The 16,719-nt window shown below is 69.0% G+C and carries 17 protein-coding genes; 6 read left to right on the plus strand and 11 right to left on the minus strand.

Annotated features, from left to right (window positions below):
• Nucleotides 1-125: 125 nt before the first annotated feature.
• From CAL24_RS15925 to CAL24_RS15935, 3 genes are read left to right on the plus strand one after another with little or no spacing between them, the layout of a single operon-like run.
• Nucleotides 126-812, plus strand: coding sequence for a tetratricopeptide repeat protein (locus tag CAL24_RS15925; protein WP_028354735.1), 687 nt, complete (start codon nt 126-128; stop codon nt 810-812).
• Entirely contained in the window at nt 809-1,456 is a 648-nt protein-coding gene (locus tag CAL24_RS15930; protein ID WP_170947094.1) for a peptidylprolyl isomerase, read from the plus strand. The genes CAL24_RS15925 and CAL24_RS15930 overlap by 4 nt, the downstream gene beginning before the upstream one ends.
• Nucleotides 1,449-2,219: a UDP-2,3-diacylglucosamine diphosphatase gene (locus CAL24_RS15935; RefSeq protein ID WP_028354737.1), complete on the plus strand. Its 771-nt coding sequence runs from the start codon at nt 1,449-1,451 to the stop codon at nt 2,217-2,219. Before CAL24_RS15930 ends, CAL24_RS15935 begins: the two co-directional genes overlap by 8 nt.
• A gap of 63 nt (nt 2,220-2,282) precedes the next feature.
• Here CAL24_RS15935 and CAL24_RS15940 read toward each other — a convergent pair whose 3' ends face one another.
• The 3 genes from CAL24_RS15940 to CAL24_RS15950 all read right to left on the minus strand — a co-directional run bounded on the left by CAL24_RS15940 (nt 2,283) and on the right by CAL24_RS15950 (nt 5,752).
• The gene (locus tag CAL24_RS15940; RefSeq protein WP_028354738.1) at nt 2,283-3,146 is read right to left on the minus strand and encodes an undecaprenyl-diphosphate phosphatase; all 864 of its coding nucleotides are present in this window, start codon (nt 3,144-3,146) and stop codon (nt 2,283-2,285) included.
• Nucleotides 3,147-3,167: 21 nt separating this feature from the next.
• Nucleotides 3,168-4,754, minus strand: coding sequence for a TerC family protein (locus tag CAL24_RS15945; RefSeq protein WP_094807174.1), 1,587 nt, complete (start codon nt 4,752-4,754; stop codon nt 3,168-3,170).
• 215 nt (nt 4,755-4,969) lie between these two features.
• Nucleotides 4,970-5,752 (minus strand): inositol monophosphatase family protein, encoded by a 783-nt coding sequence (locus tag CAL24_RS15950; protein WP_028354740.1) that lies wholly within the window; start codon nt 5,750-5,752, stop codon nt 4,970-4,972.
• A 109-nt stretch (nt 5,753-5,861) separates the two neighbouring features.
• Between CAL24_RS15950 and CAL24_RS15955 the strand changes: the two genes are divergently transcribed.
• Nucleotides 5,862-6,629: an RNA methyltransferase gene (locus tag CAL24_RS15955; protein ID WP_094807175.1), complete on the plus strand. Its 768-nt coding sequence runs from the start codon at nt 5,862-5,864 to the stop codon at nt 6,627-6,629.
• Between the two features lie 62 nt (nt 6,630-6,691).
• Here the strand turns inward: CAL24_RS15955 and CAL24_RS15960 are convergent, their stop codons facing one another.
• Nucleotides 6,692-7,684, minus strand: coding sequence for a Bug family tripartite tricarboxylate transporter substrate binding protein (locus CAL24_RS15960; protein ID WP_094807176.1), 993 nt, complete (start codon nt 7,682-7,684; stop codon nt 6,692-6,694).
• A 168-nt stretch (nt 7,685-7,852) separates the two neighbouring features.
• Between CAL24_RS15960 and CAL24_RS15965 the strand changes: the two genes are divergently transcribed.
• Entirely contained in the window at nt 7,853-8,611 is a 759-nt protein-coding gene (locus tag CAL24_RS15965) for an IclR family transcriptional regulator (protein ID WP_028354743.1), read from the plus strand.
• Here CAL24_RS15965 and CAL24_RS15970 read toward each other — a convergent pair whose 3' ends face one another.
• The 6 genes from CAL24_RS15970 to CAL24_RS15995 all read right to left on the minus strand — a co-directional run bounded on the left by CAL24_RS15970 (nt 8,612) and on the right by CAL24_RS15995 (nt 15,196).
• On the minus strand, nt 8,612-9,451 hold the full coding sequence (locus tag CAL24_RS15970; RefSeq protein ID WP_028354744.1) for a mechanosensitive ion channel family protein: 840 nt from the start codon (nt 9,449-9,451) through the stop codon (nt 8,612-8,614).
• A gap of 97 nt (nt 9,452-9,548) precedes the next feature.
• A complete protein-coding gene (locus CAL24_RS15975) occupies nt 9,549-10,646 on the minus strand; it encodes a DUF1513 domain-containing protein (RefSeq protein ID WP_170947095.1) in 1,098 nt (365 codons plus the stop codon).
• The gene (locus CAL24_RS15980) at nt 10,636-11,709 is read right to left on the minus strand and encodes an imelysin family protein (protein ID WP_094807178.1); all 1,074 of its coding nucleotides are present in this window, start codon (nt 11,707-11,709) and stop codon (nt 10,636-10,638) included. The genes CAL24_RS15975 and CAL24_RS15980 overlap by 11 nt, the downstream gene beginning before the upstream one ends.
• A gap of 20 nt (nt 11,710-11,729) precedes the next feature.
• Complete coding sequence (locus CAL24_RS15985) at nt 11,730-13,229, minus strand: di-heme oxidoredictase family protein (RefSeq protein WP_094807300.1); 1,500 nt, start codon at nt 13,227-13,229, stop codon at nt 11,730-11,732.
• Between the two features lie 5 nt (nt 13,230-13,234).
• Entirely contained in the window at nt 13,235-14,533 is a 1,299-nt protein-coding gene (locus tag CAL24_RS15990; protein ID WP_028354748.1) for an imelysin family protein, read from the minus strand.
• A 117-nt stretch (nt 14,534-14,650) separates the two neighbouring features.
• Nucleotides 14,651-15,196, minus strand: a complete 546-nt coding sequence (locus CAL24_RS15995; protein ID WP_028354749.1) for an antibiotic biosynthesis monooxygenase — start codon at nt 15,194-15,196, stop codon at nt 14,651-14,653.
• Nucleotides 15,197-15,460: 264 nt separating this feature from the next.
• On the opposite strand from CAL24_RS15995, the gene CAL24_RS16000 reads away from it, so the two are divergent.
• The gene (locus tag CAL24_RS16000; RefSeq protein ID WP_094807179.1) at nt 15,461-16,015 is read left to right on the plus strand and encodes an NADPH-dependent FMN reductase; all 555 of its coding nucleotides are present in this window, start codon (nt 15,461-15,463) and stop codon (nt 16,013-16,015) included.
• Nucleotides 16,016-16,290: 275 nt separating this feature from the next.
• Here the strand turns inward: CAL24_RS16000 and CAL24_RS16005 are convergent, their stop codons facing one another.
• On the minus strand, nt 16,291-16,500 hold the full coding sequence (locus CAL24_RS16005) for a dodecin (protein WP_028354751.1): 210 nt from the start codon (nt 16,498-16,500) through the stop codon (nt 16,291-16,293).
• Nucleotides 16,501-16,719 lie beyond the last annotated feature (219 nt).

Raw genomic sequence — 16,719 nt, forward strand, 5'->3', positions numbered from 1 at the left:
AAGCCCGCGACATCGGGCCGATGAGCCGCAAACACAACCGGGGCTAAAATGGCGGTCGTCAAGTATAGCAAGCGGCCTCGTCGCGCCGAGCGCGGCCGGCCGATTTTTTAACGGATGCCCTCGCAATGATCAACCGGCTCACCCGTGTCACACTGCTGATATTGGCGCTGGCCGCCCTGCCGGCCGGCGGCGCCATGGCCCAGGCCATGGGCGGCGGCGGCACCCTGCCCGATACCGGCATCGACACCCGCACCAAGCTCGACCCGCCGCCGCCCGAAGGCGGCTGGAAAGCCCTGGCGAACCTGCTCGAGGCGCTCAAGCCCGGCGTCGATACCCGCCTGGATCCGACCCCTTCCCAGATCACCGACCACATCGAGCGCCTGCTCAACAGCGGGCGCAACCAGGAAGCCCTGGAACTGATCGAGAAACGCATTGCCGAAACCCAGGGGCAGCGCGGCACCGACGTGCAGCTGATGTTCCAGCACGCGCGGGCGCTCGCCGCGCTGGGCCGCACGGCCGAGGCGATCGACCTGTACACCGAGATGACCGTGCGCTTCCCCGAATTGCCCGAGCCCTGGAACAACCTGGCCGCGCTGCATGCGCAGCAGGGCGACCTGGACCGGGCGCACGACGCTTTGCAGATGGCGCTGCGCGCCAACCCGGACTACCCGGCGGCACGCGCCAACATGGCCGATATCCAGCTCATGATGGCGCTGCGCACCTATCGCAAGGCTGCGAACGAGGGCGTGCCCGGCATGGATGCCAAGGCACGCGAAATCGAGAAACTGCTGAAGGAAAGCCAACATCCATGATTTCGCGCTACTCTCCGCTTCATCTGCTGCGCCTGATGGCGTGCACGTTCGCGCTGGCCGCCGTGGCGCCGGCGAGCGCCGGCGCCCAGCCGGCCGACCAACCCACCTCCACCACCTCAGAAGGCACGAAACCCATGAGCACCCAACCCCGCGTCAAACTGCAAACCAACCAGGGCGAGATCGTCATCACCCTGGATGCGGAAAAGGCGCCCAAGACCGTGGAGAACTTCCTCGGCTACGTCAAGAGCGGCTTCTATGACGGCACCGTCTTCCATCGCGTGATCGACGGCTTCATGATCCAGGGCGGCGGCTTCGAGCCCGGCCTGAAGCAGAAGCCCACCCAGGCCCCCATCGAGAACGAGGCCAACAACGGCCTGAAGAACGACAAGTACACCCTGGCCATGGCCCGCACCAGCGACCCGCACTCGGCCACCGCCCAGTTCTTCATCAACGTGGCCGACAACGATTTCCTGAATTTCACCGCGCCCACGCCGAACGGCTGGGGCTATGCCGTGTTCGGCAAGGTCACCGAGGGCACCGAGGTGGTCGACAAGATCAAGGGCGTCAAGACCGGCAACAGCGGGTTCCACCAGAACGTGCCGGTCGAGGACGTGGTCATCGAGAAGGCCCTGGTCCTTGAATAAGATCGTGCTGCAGGGCCCGGTCTGGCTGGCCTCGGACATGCACCTGGGGCCGGCCGCGCCGGCCACCGGGGAAGCGTTCCTGGGCTTGCTGGAAGCGGCGGCCGGCGAGGCCGCCGCCCTGCTTCTGCCGGGCGATATCTTCGACGCCTGGATCGGCGACGACGTGATCGGCGCCGCCCCGCCCTGGCTGGCGGCCGTGCTGCAGGGCCTGCAGCGCACGGCGGCGCGCATCCCGGTCTGGCTGGGACGCGGCAACCGCGACTTCCTCATGGGCGCCGGCCTGGCCGATGCCCTGAACGCCCGCTTGCTGCCCGAACCCGCGCTGCTGGAAACCGACTACGGCCGCGTGCTGCTGACCCACGGCGACGAATACTGCATCGACGACGCCGCCTACCAGCAGTTCCGCGCCATGGTGCGCAACCCGCAATGGCAGGAACAGTTCCTGGCCAAGAGCGTCCCGGAACGCCTGGCGCTGGCCCAGCAGGCGCGCGGCGAGAGCCAGGCGGCCAACCAGATGAAGTCCGCCGAGATCATGGACGTCAATGCGCAGGCAATCGAAGACGCCTTCCGCGCGGCCGACGTCGACATCATCGTGCACGGCCATACGCACCGGCCCGGACGCCACGTGCTGCAAGTGGACGGCCGCCGGCGCGAGCGCTGGGTGCTGCCCGATTGGGACTGCGACCACGCCGACCCGCCGCGCGGCGGCTGGCTGGTCATCGACCGCGACGGCCTCGAGCTGTACGACCTCGACACCGCCTGACACCTCGCAGCGCAAAAAAAAACCGGGCCACGGCCCGGTTTTTTTTGCGCCACGGACGCCGGCTCAATGCGTCGCCAGCCAGATGGCCACCACGATGCCGAGCGCGATGCGGTACCAGGCGAAGCCCCGGTACGTGTGGTTGGCCACGAAGCGCAGCACGGCCCGCACCACCACCAGGGCGCTGAGGAACGCGGCCACGAAGCCGACGGCGATGCCGGAGATATCCTGGCGGCTGAGCAGGTCGATGTTGCGGTACATGTCGTACGTGGCCGCGCCCAGCATGGTCGGCATGGCCAGGAAGAACGAGAACTCGGTGGCCGTCTTGCGCTGGATGCCGGCGATCATGCCGCCGATGATGGTGGCGCCGGACCGCGAGGTGCCCGGGATCATCGCCACGCATTGCGCCACGCCCACGCCCAGCGCCTGCTTCCAGGTGATCTGCTCCAGCGTGTGGGCGGAGGCGCGCTCGTCGGATGCGGTGTCGTCGGCCGCGCCCGGCGCGTCGCCCGGCGTATGGTGCGTGCGGCGCTCCACCCATAGCATGATCAGCCCGCCCAGCACCAGCGTCACGGCCACCACGCCCGGGTGATAGAACACCTGCTTGATGGTCTTGATGAAGATCGCGCCGATCACCGCCGCCGGCAGGAAGGCCAGCAGCAGGTTGCGCGTGAAGGCCACTTCGGCGGGCACGCCGGTGAGCGTGCCGTGGATGAGCTGCCACAGCCGCGCGCGGAAGATCCACATCACCGCCAGGATCGAGCCGAACTGGATCACCACCTCGAACACCTTGCCCGAGCTGGAGGCGAAGTCGATCCAGTTGCCGAACAGGATCAGGTGCCCGGTGCTGGAGACCGGAATGAACTCGGTCAGGCCTTCGATGATGCCGAGGAAGAATGCTTTGATCAGGTAGATGGTGCTGTCGGTCACGGTGCGTGGCAGGTGAAAGGGTTATTGGCTGTCGTCGGCGGCGGCGCCTTCGGAGGGGTCGAGCGGCAGGCGCTCGACCCGTACCGAGGCGATGCGCCGGCCGTCCAGTTCCAGCACTTCGAAGCGGAAGCGGTGGTGCGGCCCGTCGTACTCGCAGCTGTCGCCCGGCTGGGGCAGGTGCCCGAAGCGCGCCAGCAGGTAGCCCGCCAGGGTGGAGTAATCCTGCGAGTCGTCGATGAGCCCTTCGGTTTCCAGGACCTGCTCGACGTGGTGCAGGTCGGCCGCGCCGTCGATCTTCCAGACATCGTCTTCGACCGCGGTGATGTCGGGCAGTTCATCCTCGTCGGGGAATTCGCCGGCGATGGCCTCGAACACGTCGATGGGCGTCACCAGGCCTTCGATGGCGCCGAATTCGTCGGCCACCAGCACCAGTTGGCCGCGCGACCGCTTGAGCGTGTCCATCAGGCGCAGGATGCCGATCGACTCGTGCACGATGATGGGGTCGCGCAGGCGGTTGCGGCGCACCCGGCCGTCGGTGATCAGGTCGGCCACCAGGTCCTTGGCGCGGCCGATGCCGATCACTTCGTCCAGCGAGCCGCGGCACACCGGGAAAAAGCTGTGCGGGGCCTCGGTGATCTGCCGCTGGATGGTCTGCGCGTCGTCGTCGATGTTGACCCACGACACCTCGGTGCGCGGCGTCATGATGGACCGGATGGAGCGCTCGGCCAGGGTCAGCACGCCGCTGACCATGTTGCGCTCTTCCACGCCGAAGGCCGGCACGGCGGGCACGGCGGCATTGGCCACCACCGTCTCCTCGCCGTCGGGCGGGCGCTTGCCCAGCATGCGCAGCACGGCGCTGGCGGTGCGCTCGCGCATGGGGCGCGAGGCGTCCAGGCGCAGCAGGTTGCGGCGCGCCACCTGGTTCAGGGCCTCGATGGCGACCGAGAAGCCGATGGCGGCGTACAGGTAGCCCTTGGGCACCTTGAAACCGAAGCTCTCGGCCAGCAGCGAGAAGCCGATCATGAGCAGGAAGCCCAGGCACAGCACCACCACGGTGGGGTGGGCGTTGACGAAGCGGGTGAGCGGCTTGGACGCCAGCAGCATGATGCCGATGGCGACGGTGACCGCGATCATCATGATGGCCAGGTGATCGACCATGCCCACGGCGGTGATGACCGAGTCCAGCGAGAACACCGCGTCGAGCACGACGATCTGCGTCACGATGACCCAGAAGCTGGCGTAGACGCGCGGGCCCGAGGCGTGGACGCTCTGGCTGCCCTCGAGCCGCTCGTGCAGTTCGAGCGTGCCCTTGAAGAGCAGGAACAGGCCGCCCGCCAGGAGGATCAGGTCGCGGCCCGAGAACGACATGGGGCCGATGGAGAACAAGGGAGCGGTCAGGGTGACCAGCCAGGACATCACCGACAGCAGGCCCAGCCGCATCAGGAGGGCCAGGGACAGGCCCACGATACGCGCGCGGTCGCGCTGCGCGGGGGGCAGCTTGTCGGCCAGGATGGCGATGAAGATGAGGTTGTCGATCCCGAGGACGATTTCAAGGACGACCAGGGTAAGCAGGCCGACCCACGCGGCGGGGTCAAGCAGCCACTCCATCAAGTGCTCCAGAAGTTGCGGAACCGCCAATCGTACCTGGAAATCGCCTCACTTGCCGGCGAGATGGCTGCGGATGCGCCGGGAAACATGCTGTTTCGCGGGGGCCGCGCCAGTGTCGGGGCAGGCTGCCGCGCGGGGTGTCAGACACCTACGGGCGCCAGGCGCCTGCGACCGCTGCGGCAGCGGCGCGGGCGCCGGGCGCCCGTCGCGTGGGATCAGCCCTGCTTGGGCTGCAGCGCGGCCAGCATCTGGGCGAAGATCTTGGGGCTGCCGGCCAGCACGTTGCCGGAATCCATCCAGCCCTGCTCGCCGTCGAAGTCGGCCACCAGGCCGCCAGCCTCTTGCACCAGCAGGCTGCCGGCGGCGAGGTCCCAGGCCTTGAGCTTGACGCCGCAGAAGCCGTCCAGGCGGCCGGCGGCCACGTAGGCCAGGTCCAGCACGGTGGACCCGAGGCGGCGCACGCCGGTGCTGCCTTCGGACATCTGGCGGAAACGCCCGCCCCCGGCGTCGATGTCGCCCGACTTGGGCCAGTGCGCCCCCAGCAGCGCCTCGCTGTAGCGGGTGCGGCCCGAGACGCGCACGCGGCGGTCGTTCAGGAAGGTGCCGCTGCCGCGGCTGGCGGTGAACAGCTCGTTGCGCGAGGGATCGTAGACCACCGCCTGCGTGACCTGGCCGCGCTGCGTCAGCGCGATGGACACGGCATAGTTGGGCAGCCCGTGGATGAAATTGGTGGTGCCGTCGAGCGGATCGATGATCCACTGGAACTCGGCCTGTTCCGGGCCTTGCAGGCCGAATTCCTCGCCCAGGACCGCGTGGTCGGGATAGGCGGCCTGCAGGGTCTCGACGATGGAGGCCTCGGAAGCGCGGTCGACTTCCGTGACATAATCGCGCGGCCCCTTGCGAGCCACGCTGAGGCGTTCCAAATCGAGGCTGGCACGATTGATGATGGTGCCGGCACGCCGGGCCGCCTTGATGGCGGTATTGAGCATCGGGTGCATAAAATTCCGTACGAATGCGGTGAGGGCTGCCACCCGGGCGGCCTTGCCGGAAAACCGCGGCAACGACCCCAAAAACCAGGAAGGCGCTGAGCCAAACTTGGCATTTTAAATGACTCAAGCATTTTCACGTGTTCAGTTCATCATGGTGCAGCCCAGCCACCCCGGAAACGTGGGTTCGGCGGCGCGCGCCATCAAGACCATGGGCTTTGCCGACCTGATCCTGGTCGAGCCGCGCCAGCCGGACATCGCGTCGCAGCCCGAAGCCCTGGCGCTGGCCAGCGGCGCCGTGGACGTGCTCGAGCGCGCCCGGGTCTGCGCCACCCTCGAAGAAGCCCTGGCGCCGGTCACCCTGGCGTTCGCCCTGACGGCCCGGGTGCGCGACCTGGGCCCGCCGCCCTGCGACATCCGCCAGGCCGCCGAACTGGCCCGGGACCACCTGTCGGCCGACGGCCAGGCGCGCGCCGCGGTGGTGCTGGGCACGGAGCGGTCCGGCCTCACCAACGCGCAGATCGCCCTGTGCCACCGCATCTGCCACATCCCGGCCAACCCCGAGTACAGCTCGCTGAACGTCGCGCAGGCCCTGCAGCTGGCCGCCTGGGAGATGCGCTACGCCCTGCTGGCCGGCGCGGGCGCTGCACTGCTGCCGGCCTCGGCGGCGCACGAGCCCGACCCGGGCGCGGCGCCCGCCACCGGACAGGCCGTGCAGGCCTTCCTGGCGCACTGGGAAGAGGCGCTGGTCCACGTGCAGTTCCTCGACCCGGCCCACCCCAAGAAGCTGATGCCGCGCATGCGGCACCTTTTCAGCCGCTGCGACCTGAGCCGCGACGAGGTGGACATGCTGCGCGGCGTGTGCACGGCCATGCTGCGCAAAAAATAAGGCGGGCCGTCGGCCCGCCTTTGGTCGATGGCGGCGCCGGCCCGGCCGGCGCGCGCCAAAGCTCAGTCTACGCGCGCGCCCGAGGCCTTGACCACGGGAGCCCAGTTTTCGACTTCCGACTTGATGAAAGCGCCGAATTCGACCGGCGTGGTCTTCTCGCCCACGGCGCCCAGGCCCGCGAAGGCCTTCTGCACTTCGGGATTGTCCTGCGCCTTGACCATGGCGGCGTTCAGTTTCTCGATCACTTCGGGCGGCGTGCCGGCCGGTGCGATCAGGCCGAACCACGACGACACGTCGAACTTGTCGAAGCCGGATTCCTGCATGGTGGGCAGGTCCGGGGCGGTGGGCGAGCGCTTGGCGGTGGTGACGGCCAGCGCCTTCAGCTTGCCGCCCTGCACGTGCGGCCACGAGGACGGCATGTTGTCGAACATGAACTGCACCTGGCCGCCGATCAGGTCGGTGACGGCCGGGGCGCTGCCCTTGTACGGGACGTGCAGGACGTCCAGGCCGGCGCGCATCTTGAAGAGCTCGCCCGCCATGTGGATGGAGGTGCCGCTGCCCGACGAGGCGAACGCCAGCTTGCCGGGGTTGGCCTTGGCGTAGTCGACCAGTTCCTGCACCGACTTGACCGGCACCTTCGGGTTGACCACCAGGATGTTCGGCACCTTGGCGCCCAGCGCCACCGGGGTGAAGTCCTTGGTCAGGTCGAAGGACACGTTCTTGTAGAGCGTCTGGTTGATGGCGCTGGTGACCGCGACGAACAGCAGCGTGTAGCCGTCCGGCTTGGCGCGCGCCACGTAGTCGGTGGCGATGTTGCTGCCGGCGCCCGGCTTGTTCTCGACCACGAACGACTGGCCCAGCTCCTGGGTGAGTTCCTTGGCCATGATGCGCGCGATCACGTCGGTGGTGCCGCCGGCGGAAAAGCCGACCACGATGTGGACGGGCTTGTCGGGGTAGGCGGCATGGGCGCTGGCGCCCACGGCGAGCGCGCCCAGGGCGCTGGCCAGCAGCGTGGCGGCGTGGCGGAGGAAGCGGGGTTTCTGACCTTTGGTCATGTAGGTGTCTCCTGTGACTCGTCCGTAGAGCGGACGCTATGGACGTAGAGGGCCCGATTTTCCACTAGCCACGGCCGCTTGGGCAAGGTAGAGTCCACGCCACGGACAGTGGGTTTCCCTATAGTCCTAGTCCTACGCATATACGACAGGTTGTTACCAGAGGATTGCATGCCGAGTTCAGAGCATTCCGCCGGTCCGCGCACCCTGCGCCGCGGGCTGGCGGTGCTGGCCACGTTGCGCGACCATGGCGCGGCCGGGCTGAGCGTGACCGACATCGCGCGGTTGACCGCCATCCAGCGGCCCACCATCTACCGCCTGCTGGCGGCCCTGCTGGATGCCGGCTTGGTGCTGCCGGTGCCGGGCACCAAGAAATACCGCGCCCAGTGGGCCACCTGTACCGACCCTTCCACGCCCGACCCGCGCGTCAGCCAGACCCTGCCGATCCTGCGGCGGCTGGCCGAGCGCACCGGCGACGCGGTATTCCTGGTGGTGCGCGAAGGCGACGAATCGGTCAGCCTGCATCGCGAGATCGGCGGCTATCCGGTGCAGATACTGGCCACCTACGCCGGCAAGCGCCAGCCGCTGGGGGTGGGCTCGGGCGGCATGGCGCTGCTGGCAGCCCTGCCCGACCACGTGGCCCATGGCATTGTCGAGCGCAATTCCGGCTACCTGGACGAATACGGCGGCATGACGCCGCATGAAATGCGGCGGCTGATCGAGAACACACGCGCGCGCGGCTATGCGGTGGTGGGCAACCACGCGGTGCGCGGCGCGCTCGGGGTGGGCTGCGCCCTGCTCGACCCGCAGGGCGCGCCGATCCTGGCGATCAGCGTCACGGCGATCATCGACCGCATGCCGGCGCCGCGCCAGCGCGAGATCGCCGGCTGGATCCACGCCGAACTGGCGCGGCTGGCGCTGCGCGGCTGATCAGGCGGCCGCCGCGCCGCCCTCCTTGGGCCCCTGGATCTCGCGCACGGGGATGGGCGGCTTGAAGCCCGCCGAGCCGAGCGTCTGGCGGATCTGGTGGAACAGGTCCCAGCGCAGGTCCCAATACTGCGCGGAAGCGCACCACACCCGCACGTTGATCACGGTGCCGTTGTCCTTGTACTCGCTGACCTTGATCAGCGGCGCCGGGTCCTTCTGCACCATGGGGTGATCGGCCACCAGCGCGGCCAGGCGGTCCAGCGCCACGTTCAGGTCGTCGCCATAATGGACCGTGACGGGGATGTCGAGGCGGCGCGTCACGTTGCGGCTGTAGTTGGTGATGGTGGCGTTCCACACCACGCTGTTGGGCAGCGAGACATGGATGCCGTCGACCTGCACCAGCCGGCACAGGAACAGCCCGACCTCTTCGACCGTGCCCTCGGTGCCGGTGCTGAGGGCCACGTACTCGCCGGCGCGCAGCGGCCGTAGGATCAGCAGCATGATGCCGGCCGCGATGTTCTGCAGGGTGTTCTGTAGCGCCAGGCCGACCGCCAGGCCGGCGGCGCCCAGCACCGCGATCAGGCTGGCGGTCTGCACGCCGAAGCGCGCCAGCACGGCGATCACGGTGAAAATGCGCACGGCCCACACCACCACGCTGTAGAACATGGGCACGATGGTGGGATCGATGCGCGGCGAGCGTTGCGCGGCGCGGCGCACCCAGCGGCCCAGCAGCGACGATATCCACCAGCCGATGATCAGTATCACCAGGGCCATGACGATATTGATGGCCCCGTCGGCCAGACGCGGCATCAGCGTTTCCAGGCTTGTCAGATATTCGTTCATGCGTGCTCCCATGATGCGGCGCGCGCGAGGCGGCCGCGCGCGTGTTTGAACAGCCAGAGACTGTATCAGATGCGCATGGCGCCGCCAGCGGCCGGCCTTACAGCCTGCGGAAGTGGTTGTCCCAGGAAAGCCCGGCCGCGGGCGCCAGCACCGGCTGCGGCGCCAGTCCGGGGCCGGCGCGCACCATCGCGCCCAGGCCGCTGCTGACCAGGAAGCGGTCGGGCGCCAACGGCGCCACGCCGCAACCGTCGGACAGCCGCGTCAGGCCCAGGCAGCGGCCGCTGGCGGTGTCCCAGTAGGCCACCTGTCCGCCGACCGGGCTGCTGGTGGCGATCACGCCGCCGGTGGGGTCGGCCGCCACCGAGCCGACGTAATTGCGGAACCCGCGCAGCACGTCGTCGGGGCCCGCGTACAGTTCCGGCTGGCGGCCGCGCCGGTGGCGCCCCACCAGCGGCGGGCGCTCGCCCGCCGGACCGGTGTGCTGGCAGCCGAACCAGACCGCGCCATCGGCCGCCAGCGCCAGGTGGCGGATCGACAAGCGGTGGTACTGCGGCGGCAGCTCGACCTGTTCGAGCAGGCGTCCGTCGGCCGCATCCAGGTAGGCCAGCGATGGCCGCATGGTGTCGAGGTTCAGTTCCAGCTTGCCGTAGTCCGGATGCGTCAGGATGCCGCCATTGGCCACGCAGAGCGTCTTGCCGTCGGGCATGAGCACCACTTCGTGCGGACCGATGCCCGCGGTCGCGAATTCGCCGATGCGCCGGTAGCCGCCGCCTTCGGAGGCATCGTAGACGCCCAGCACGCCATGGCCCGCCTCGTAGTCGTTCTCGGTCGCCAGCATGCGCCGGCCGTCGGGCAGGAAGACGCCGTGGCCGAAGAAATGGCGCCCTTCGGCGGCCTGCAGCGCCACCGGCGGCTGCGCGCCGTCGATGCGGAACGCGACCGCGAAGAAACCCGGCTGGCGGCCGAACACCACGGCGCGGCCGCGCGCCGGGTCCAGCGCGAAACTGTGGCCGCGCGCGGGCATGGGCACGACCTGCCGGTCGCGCCCTTGCGTGTCCAGCACCACGGCCTCATAGCGCCCGCCGGCGCGCCGCGCCGCCAGGTAGAGCGGCGCGTCGGCGGCGGCCCGCAGCGTGGCGGGCGCCAGTCCGGCCGCGGCGGCCAGGGCGAGGAAGCGGCGGCGGTCAATCTCCATCGAGCGCATTGAATCCGATCATGACGCCCAGCGCCGGCGCCAGGTTCTGGTCGACGATGTCCTTGGCGTTTTTCAGGATCATGCCCGCCAGCGCCAGGCGCTGCCAGCTGGCGGGTTGGGCGACCGCCTGCTCGAGCGGCGCATCGACGGCTGCGAGCGCGGCGGCGGCGCGGTCCAGTTCGCCGCGCACGGCCTGGTCGATCCAGGCCTCGCCGTCCGGGTAGCGGTAGCCGCCCGCGTCGTAGAAAGCGCGCATGCCGCGCACGCTGGCCGCCAGCGCCGGCAGGCTGAGGTCGCTGCGCCACAGCGCGGCGCGCTTGAAGCGCGCGGCCTCGGCCGAATCGCCCAGCACCGGCGCCAGCTTGACGTCGCGGGCGAATTGCAGCCCCGTCGACAAGGCCTTGACGGCCTCGGCCGCGACTTCCTGCTGGTCGCGGTACAGATCGTTGGCGGGCGCCGGCGCCGTGAACTGGCGGCCGTAGTCGCCCTGCGGGCTCCAGGCCTGCTTCAGCTCGTCGGACACGGCGGCGACATTGGCCGCCACCGCCACGGCGTAGCGGCAGGCATAGCCGGCCTCGGCCTGGCCGCCCCGCTCCAGCAGCCCGGGCTCGCCGTACAGCACGTACTCCAGCGCCGGCAGGCCTTGCAGCGCCACGCTGCGCGCGGCCAGCGCGCCCGGCGCCAGCGCCTGCGGATCGGCTTCGGCCAGCAGGGCGCGCACTTGGCGCTGCATCACGCCGCGCGTGTCCGGCCAGAATGCCAGGCGCTCATAACGATTGCCCTGCACCAGCGGGCCGAAGCGCAGGAACTCCACGCCCGACCAGGCCAGCACCGTATCGCGGAAGGCCTGGCGCACCGGCTCGGCCCGGGCGGCTTGCGGACTCTGGCACCAGGCCGCCAGCGCGTCTGCCAGGCCATGCGCGCGTTCGGCCAGCGCGGCCACGGCGGGACGCGCATAGCCGTCGGCCAGCCGCGCCCCCAGGTCGGCCGGCACCGCCGCCACGGCCGGCGCGCCGGCCACGGCCAGGCAGGCGCCCGCCAGCCACTTCTTGTACTTCAGCATGCTCTCACTCCTTGCGCCGCTCACAGCGACTCCAGGAAACGGATCAGGTCGGCGCGCTCCTGCGGGGTCATCGCGACCACGCGGTCGCGGGCCGCCTGGGCCTCGCCGCCATGCCACAGGATCGCCTCGAGCAAGGTGCGCGCCCGGCCATCGTGCAGCCAGGTGGCGTTCGGATTGACGGTGCGCGTCAGGCCAATGCCCCACAGCGGCGGAGTGCGCCATTCGCTGCCGCCGGCCTTGCCTTCGGATACCCCGTCGGCCAGGCCTTCGCCCATATCGTGCAACAGCAAATCGGTATAGGGCCAGATGAGCTGGAAGCGATGCTCCGGGCGTTCGGCGTCGCGCCGCGTCACGTACTTGGGCACGTGGCAGGCCACGCAATTGGCCTGGTAGAACAGCTTCTTGCCCGCCAGCACGCGCGCGTCGTCGACATCGCGGCGCTGCGGCACGGCCAGGTTGACCGAATAGGTGGTGACGAAGTCCATCAGCTCGCCGGGCACCTCGTGTTCGCCCAGCCGTGGCTGCGCGCCGTGCGGCATGTCGAAGCAGGCGGCCTGCGCGGCGGTGCATTCCCCATAGTGGCTGGGGAACATCGGCGTGGACAGGCCCATGTCATTGGAGAACGCCACCGCGCTCTGCTGTTCCACCGTGGGCTGGCTGGCCTTCCAGTTGAAGCGCCCCAGCTCCATCTTGCCGGTACGCGCATCGCGCACCCAGTTGGGCCGGCCGCTGATGCCGTCGCCATGGTCGGCCGCGGCATTGGCCAGGATATCGGCGGGATGAACGGCCTCCAGCAGCCCCAGCCCGATCATCGGCGGCGCCAGCCGCGGCGAGATCTGCAGGTCGGCGCTCAGCGGCCCGTAGCCCGGGTCCTCGATGCGATAGGCGGGTTTCATCAGCGTGGCGGTCTCGCCGCCATTGAGCGCCACGGTGATCGGCTCGTAGTCGATCTCCAGCCGCCCCTCGGCCGGCAAGCCGGCCACCGCGAAATTCTGCAGCTGCGACCCATAGACCGGGTCGGGCACGAAGTGCCATTCGCCGGAAGCCAGCTTGCGATGATGTTCGTCGGTGCTCGGCGGCACCGACAGCCGCAGCAGCAGCGCCACCGCGTCCGAGCGCTCCATCGGATCGAAGCCCGGCACCGTGCCGCGGCCGTCCTTGGTGTGACAGGCCTGGCAGGACCGCGCATTGAACAGCGGCCCCAGGCCGTCCGAGGCCTGGGTGGACGACGGCGCCGACACCCAGTCCTTGCGGAACAGGCCGTTGCCGACCTGGAATTCCTGCCGGCCCTCGAAAGTCAGGTTGGCGGACGGGTGCGAGAAGATGTCCGCGTTGATCAGCTTGCGAGTCGTGGTGGCGCCGCCCGGCAACGTCTCGAACGTCTCGGCGCGCGAGAAATCGCGGGTCGGCGCGGTGACCTCGGCAACCCGCGCGCGGTCCTTGTCGTCCAGGTCGTCGCGTCCGCCGGAAGCGGCTGCGGCGCTGGCTGCCGCCAGCGCCGCCAGTACTGCAACTGCGATCTTGCTCACTGGAATACAGCTTCCGGCTTGTCCAGGCTATCGGAGCCTTCCAGCGCCACCTCGCCCAGTTCCAGCACGGCGATGACGCGCTCCAGGCTGCGGGTCTGGTCGATCAGGGCGTCGATGGCCTTCTGCACCACCGCATTGCCCTCGGCATTGCCGCCGGCGATCATCTGGTCGTACGTCTCGACTTTCTCGGCGCGATCGCGCATGGCCTGCATGGCGGCCACCGTGGCATCCAGCTTGGCGCGCATCTCGGCGTCCAGCTTGGGATCGCGCGCCTTCACCAGGTCCGACACGCTGGCGCCGGCAACGGCCTTGCCGTCGACGCGCTCATACGAACCCAGGTACACGTTGCGGATGCCGATCTGGTTGTAATAGTGCGAGTTATGCGTGTTGTCCGAGAAGCAGTCGTGCTCTTCTTCCGGATCGTGCAGCATCAGGCCGAGTTTCATGCGCTCGCCGGCCAGCTCGCCGTACGACAGGCTGCCCAGGCCGGTCATCATGGCCACCAGCCCCGCCTTGGGATCCTGCCCGACCGCCTTGCGGGCCGCGCCGTCCTGCTGCCAGTTGCCGACCATCTCTTCCAGGTCGGCCACCAGCAGGTCGGTCACCGCGCGCAGGTATTCGACACGGCGCTCGCAATGGCCGCCGGTGCACTGGGCCGGATCGAAATCGGTATGCGGGCGGTTGCCGGAATGGCGCTCCTGCGGCGTGCCCTGGCGATCGGCCGGCGCGGGGCCGGTGCCGTTCAGGTCCTGGCCCCACAACAGGAATTCGATGGCATGGTAGCCGGTCGCGACGTTGGCCTCGATGCCGTCGGCCTCGTGCAGCGTCTCGGACAGCAGTTCGGGCGTGATCTTGCTGGCGTCGATGGTCTTGCCGCCCACCGAGATCTTCGAATTCGCAATGATGTTGACCGCATAAAATGCGTTCTGGTCGCTCTCGGTGCCGTAGGCGGCGTCGACGTAGTCGATCAGGCCTTCGTCCAGCGGCCAGGCGTTGACCCGGCCTTCCCAGTCGTCCACGATGGGGTTGCCGAAGCGGAACGCTTCGGTCTGCTGGTACGGCACGCGAGCGGCCAGCCAGGCGGCGCGCGCGGCCTGCAGGGTAGCCGCGCTGGGCTTGTCGATCAGCGCGTCGATCGCGGTGCGCAAGGCCTTGGCGGTGGCCAGGGAATCCTCGTAGCCGGCCAGCGCGATATCGGAATACGTCTGCAGCACCGCCTTGGGTTCGGCGGCCGCCTGGGCCGCGCCACCGGTCAGGGCGGCCAGCAGCACCGCGCCGTAGAGCAACTTGCGCATCGAATGATCTCCTGTGTTGGCGATGCGCGCCCCGCGTGGCCGCGCATCATTGAAATCGATGACGCAAGTGTAAACAATTTTCGTTCAATGTTCAGTGGAATGTCAGTCAGTTGACTGTCAACCGCGGGCGGCGGGCTGCAGCCAGCCGCGCAACAGGCGGGTAATCAGGGGGATGCAGACGAACGACAGCACCGGCGTCATGCAGGCAGTGGTCACCAGCACCCGCCAGAACAGCGGCATCGCGCTCAGCTGTTCGTTGAGCAGCGTGCTGAACAGCAGCAGCATGGGGAAATAAGCCAGCCAGATGCTCACGGCCTGCTTCCAGCGGGGCGGCGCGCTGCGCGGCGGGCCGAACCAGCTGTCCATGCCGCTGACCCGGTGCGTGCGGCTGGCCCGCACCAGGCCGGCGCCGCGCTCCAGCCACATGCGGCGCGGCAGCGAATTCTCCCAGCGCGCCAGGTTGGCGGCGCCGTCGAAGCGCAGCACGATCTGGTATTGGTCGCCGCCCTCGGGCGGCTGCAGCACGCCTGAACCAAGAAAACCCGGGAAACCGGCGGCCAGGATCTCGCCCTGGCGCAGCCAGGCCAGGAAATCGCCATAGCGGTCGGGGGGAATCTGGCGCGTGACGAGCATCGTCACGGGTGCGGGACAACGAGCGGACATGCGGGACTCCTATGCTGCGCGCGGGCCGGTCCGGACGGCGCCCGGCCCCTCGGTATTTACCCTAGCAAGACCTGTGCCAATTCGCGGCCGCCCGGCCGCCCCACGGGGCGCCGCCGGATCCTGCGGCGCGGCCGCCGCGGCTGCACCGCGCGGCTCACCGCGATGGGGAGCGCGCCGCCCCCGCGCACCGCCATGGTGCGTGTTGAGCGCGTCAAGTCACGGGTCTACACTGGGCCATTCCCCAACCCGTGGAGCACGTGCATCATGAGCACCTACAAGATTGCAGTATTCGTCGGCAGCCTGCGCGCCGCGTCCTTCAATCTGCGGCTGGCCCGCGCGCTCGAAAAGCTGGCGCCCGATACCATCGAGTTCGAGTACGCCAGTCTCGGCGACGTGCCGCTGTACAACCAGGACAACGAAATGTCCATGCCGCCGCAGGCGGCCAAAGTGAAGGACCTGATCGCCCGCGCCGACGGCCTGCTGTTCGTGACGCCCGAGCACAACCGCTCCGTCCCGGCCGCCCTGAAGAACGCCATCGACTGGGGCTCGCGCCCATGGGGCAAGAACTCGTGGATGGGCAAGACCGCCGGCATCGTGGGCACCTCGCCCAGCGCGGCGGGCACGGCCATGGCGCAACAGCACCTGCGCAACATCCTGGCGGCCGAGGGCGTCAATGTGCTGACCACGCCGGAAGTCTTCCTGCAGTACACGGAAGGCCTCATCGACGACCAATACACCATCACCAACGAAGGCACCCGCAAGTTCCTGCAGGGCTGGCTGGACCGCTACCTGGCCTGGGTGGCCAAGCTGGCCGCCTGACGCGCCGCGCCGGCCGCCGCATCCCGCGCGGCGGCCGGCGGCTTATCCCCGCCGAATGTGGATAAACCCCTGAACAGGTTTCGGACAAGCGCAAAAAGTGCCTGCGCCACAATGACTTGCGAGGCGCGATCAAGGAATGCGCAGGGGCCTGCGGCGCCGTTTATCCACGCGCGATGTGGATAAACCCTTGAACAGTTTTCGGACAATCGAAAAAAAGGCTGGCGCCGCAATGACTTGCGACGCGAGCTCAAGAAATGCGCAAGGGCGCGGATGGACTATTCGAGCCGCATGCCGATCTTCAGCCCGACCTGCCAGTGGGCCACCTTGCCATCCTTGATGTGGCCGCGCACTTCCGTGACTTCGAACCAGTCCAGGTTGCGCAGGGTCTCGGATGCGCGGGCGATGGCCTGAGCAATGGCGTCATCGGATGACGTGGTGGACGACCCCACCAGTTCGATCTGCTTGTAGACATGGCTGTTGGACATGGCTGTTCTCCCGCAAGAATGTGGCGACATGCCAGGGCGCAGAATCGCCAGCCCGGCGCGGCCGGGTCGAGTCCATTGTGGCACGATAGCCGGCGCCTGCCTACGCGGCGGCGGCGTTTCCGGCCGGCCGGCGCGCATTGGCCATCGAGCTTCCGGACGCGCCAGCGGCGTCGCGCCGGCGCCCGCAATGACCGCGTCATACAGGCCACGTAACCTCTG

It is taken from the genome of Bordetella genomosp. 2 (assembly GCF_002261345.1).
Classification (GTDB): Bacteria; Pseudomonadota; Gammaproteobacteria; order Burkholderiales; family Burkholderiaceae_B; genus Bordetella_A.

Bases quoted from the DNA above. Each gene is read 5' to 3' on its own strand.
- CAL24_RS15925 (WP_028354735.1), top strand. From the start codon at position 126: ATGATCAACCGGCTCACCCGTGTCACACTGCTGATATTGGCGCTGGCC.
- CAL24_RS15930 (WP_170947094.1), top strand. From the start codon at position 809: ATGATTTCGCGCTACTCTCCGCTTCATCTGCTGCGCCTGATGGCGTGC.
- CAL24_RS15945 (WP_094807174.1), bottom strand. From the start codon at position 4,754: ATGGAGTGGCTGCTTGACCCCGCCGCGTGGGTCGGCCTGCTTACCCTG.
- CAL24_RS15950 (WP_028354740.1), bottom strand. From the start codon at position 5,752: ATGCACCCGATGCTCAATACCGCCATCAAGGCGGCCCGGCGTGCCGGC.
- CAL24_RS15955 (WP_094807175.1), top strand. From the start codon at position 5,862: ATGACTCAAGCATTTTCACGTGTTCAGTTCATCATGGTGCAGCCCAGC.
- CAL24_RS15960 (WP_094807176.1), bottom strand. From the start codon at position 7,684: ATGACCAAAGGTCAGAAACCCCGCTTCCTCCGCCACGCCGCCACGCTG.
- CAL24_RS15965 (WP_028354743.1), top strand. From the start codon at position 7,853: ATGCCGAGTTCAGAGCATTCCGCCGGTCCGCGCACCCTGCGCCGCGGG.
- CAL24_RS15970 (WP_028354744.1), bottom strand. From the start codon at position 9,451: ATGAACGAATATCTGACAAGCCTGGAAACGCTGATGCCGCGTCTGGCC.
- CAL24_RS15975 (WP_170947095.1), bottom strand. From the start codon at position 10,646: ATGGAGATTGACCGCCGCCGCTTCCTCGCCCTGGCCGCCGCGGCCGGA.
- CAL24_RS15980 (WP_094807178.1), bottom strand. From the start codon at position 11,709: ATGCTGAAGTACAAGAAGTGGCTGGCGGGCGCCTGCCTGGCCGTGGCC.
- CAL24_RS15990 (WP_028354748.1), bottom strand. From the start codon at position 14,533: ATGCGCAAGTTGCTCTACGGCGCGGTGCTGCTGGCCGCCCTGACCGGT.
- CAL24_RS15995 (WP_028354749.1), bottom strand. From the start codon at position 15,196: ATGTCCGCTCGTTGTCCCGCACCCGTGACGATGCTCGTCACGCGCCAG.
- CAL24_RS16000 (WP_094807179.1), top strand. From the start codon at position 15,461: ATGAGCACCTACAAGATTGCAGTATTCGTCGGCAGCCTGCGCGCCGCG.
- CAL24_RS16005 (WP_028354751.1), bottom strand. From the start codon at position 16,500: ATGTCCAACAGCCATGTCTACAAGCAGATCGAACTGGTGGGGTCGTCC.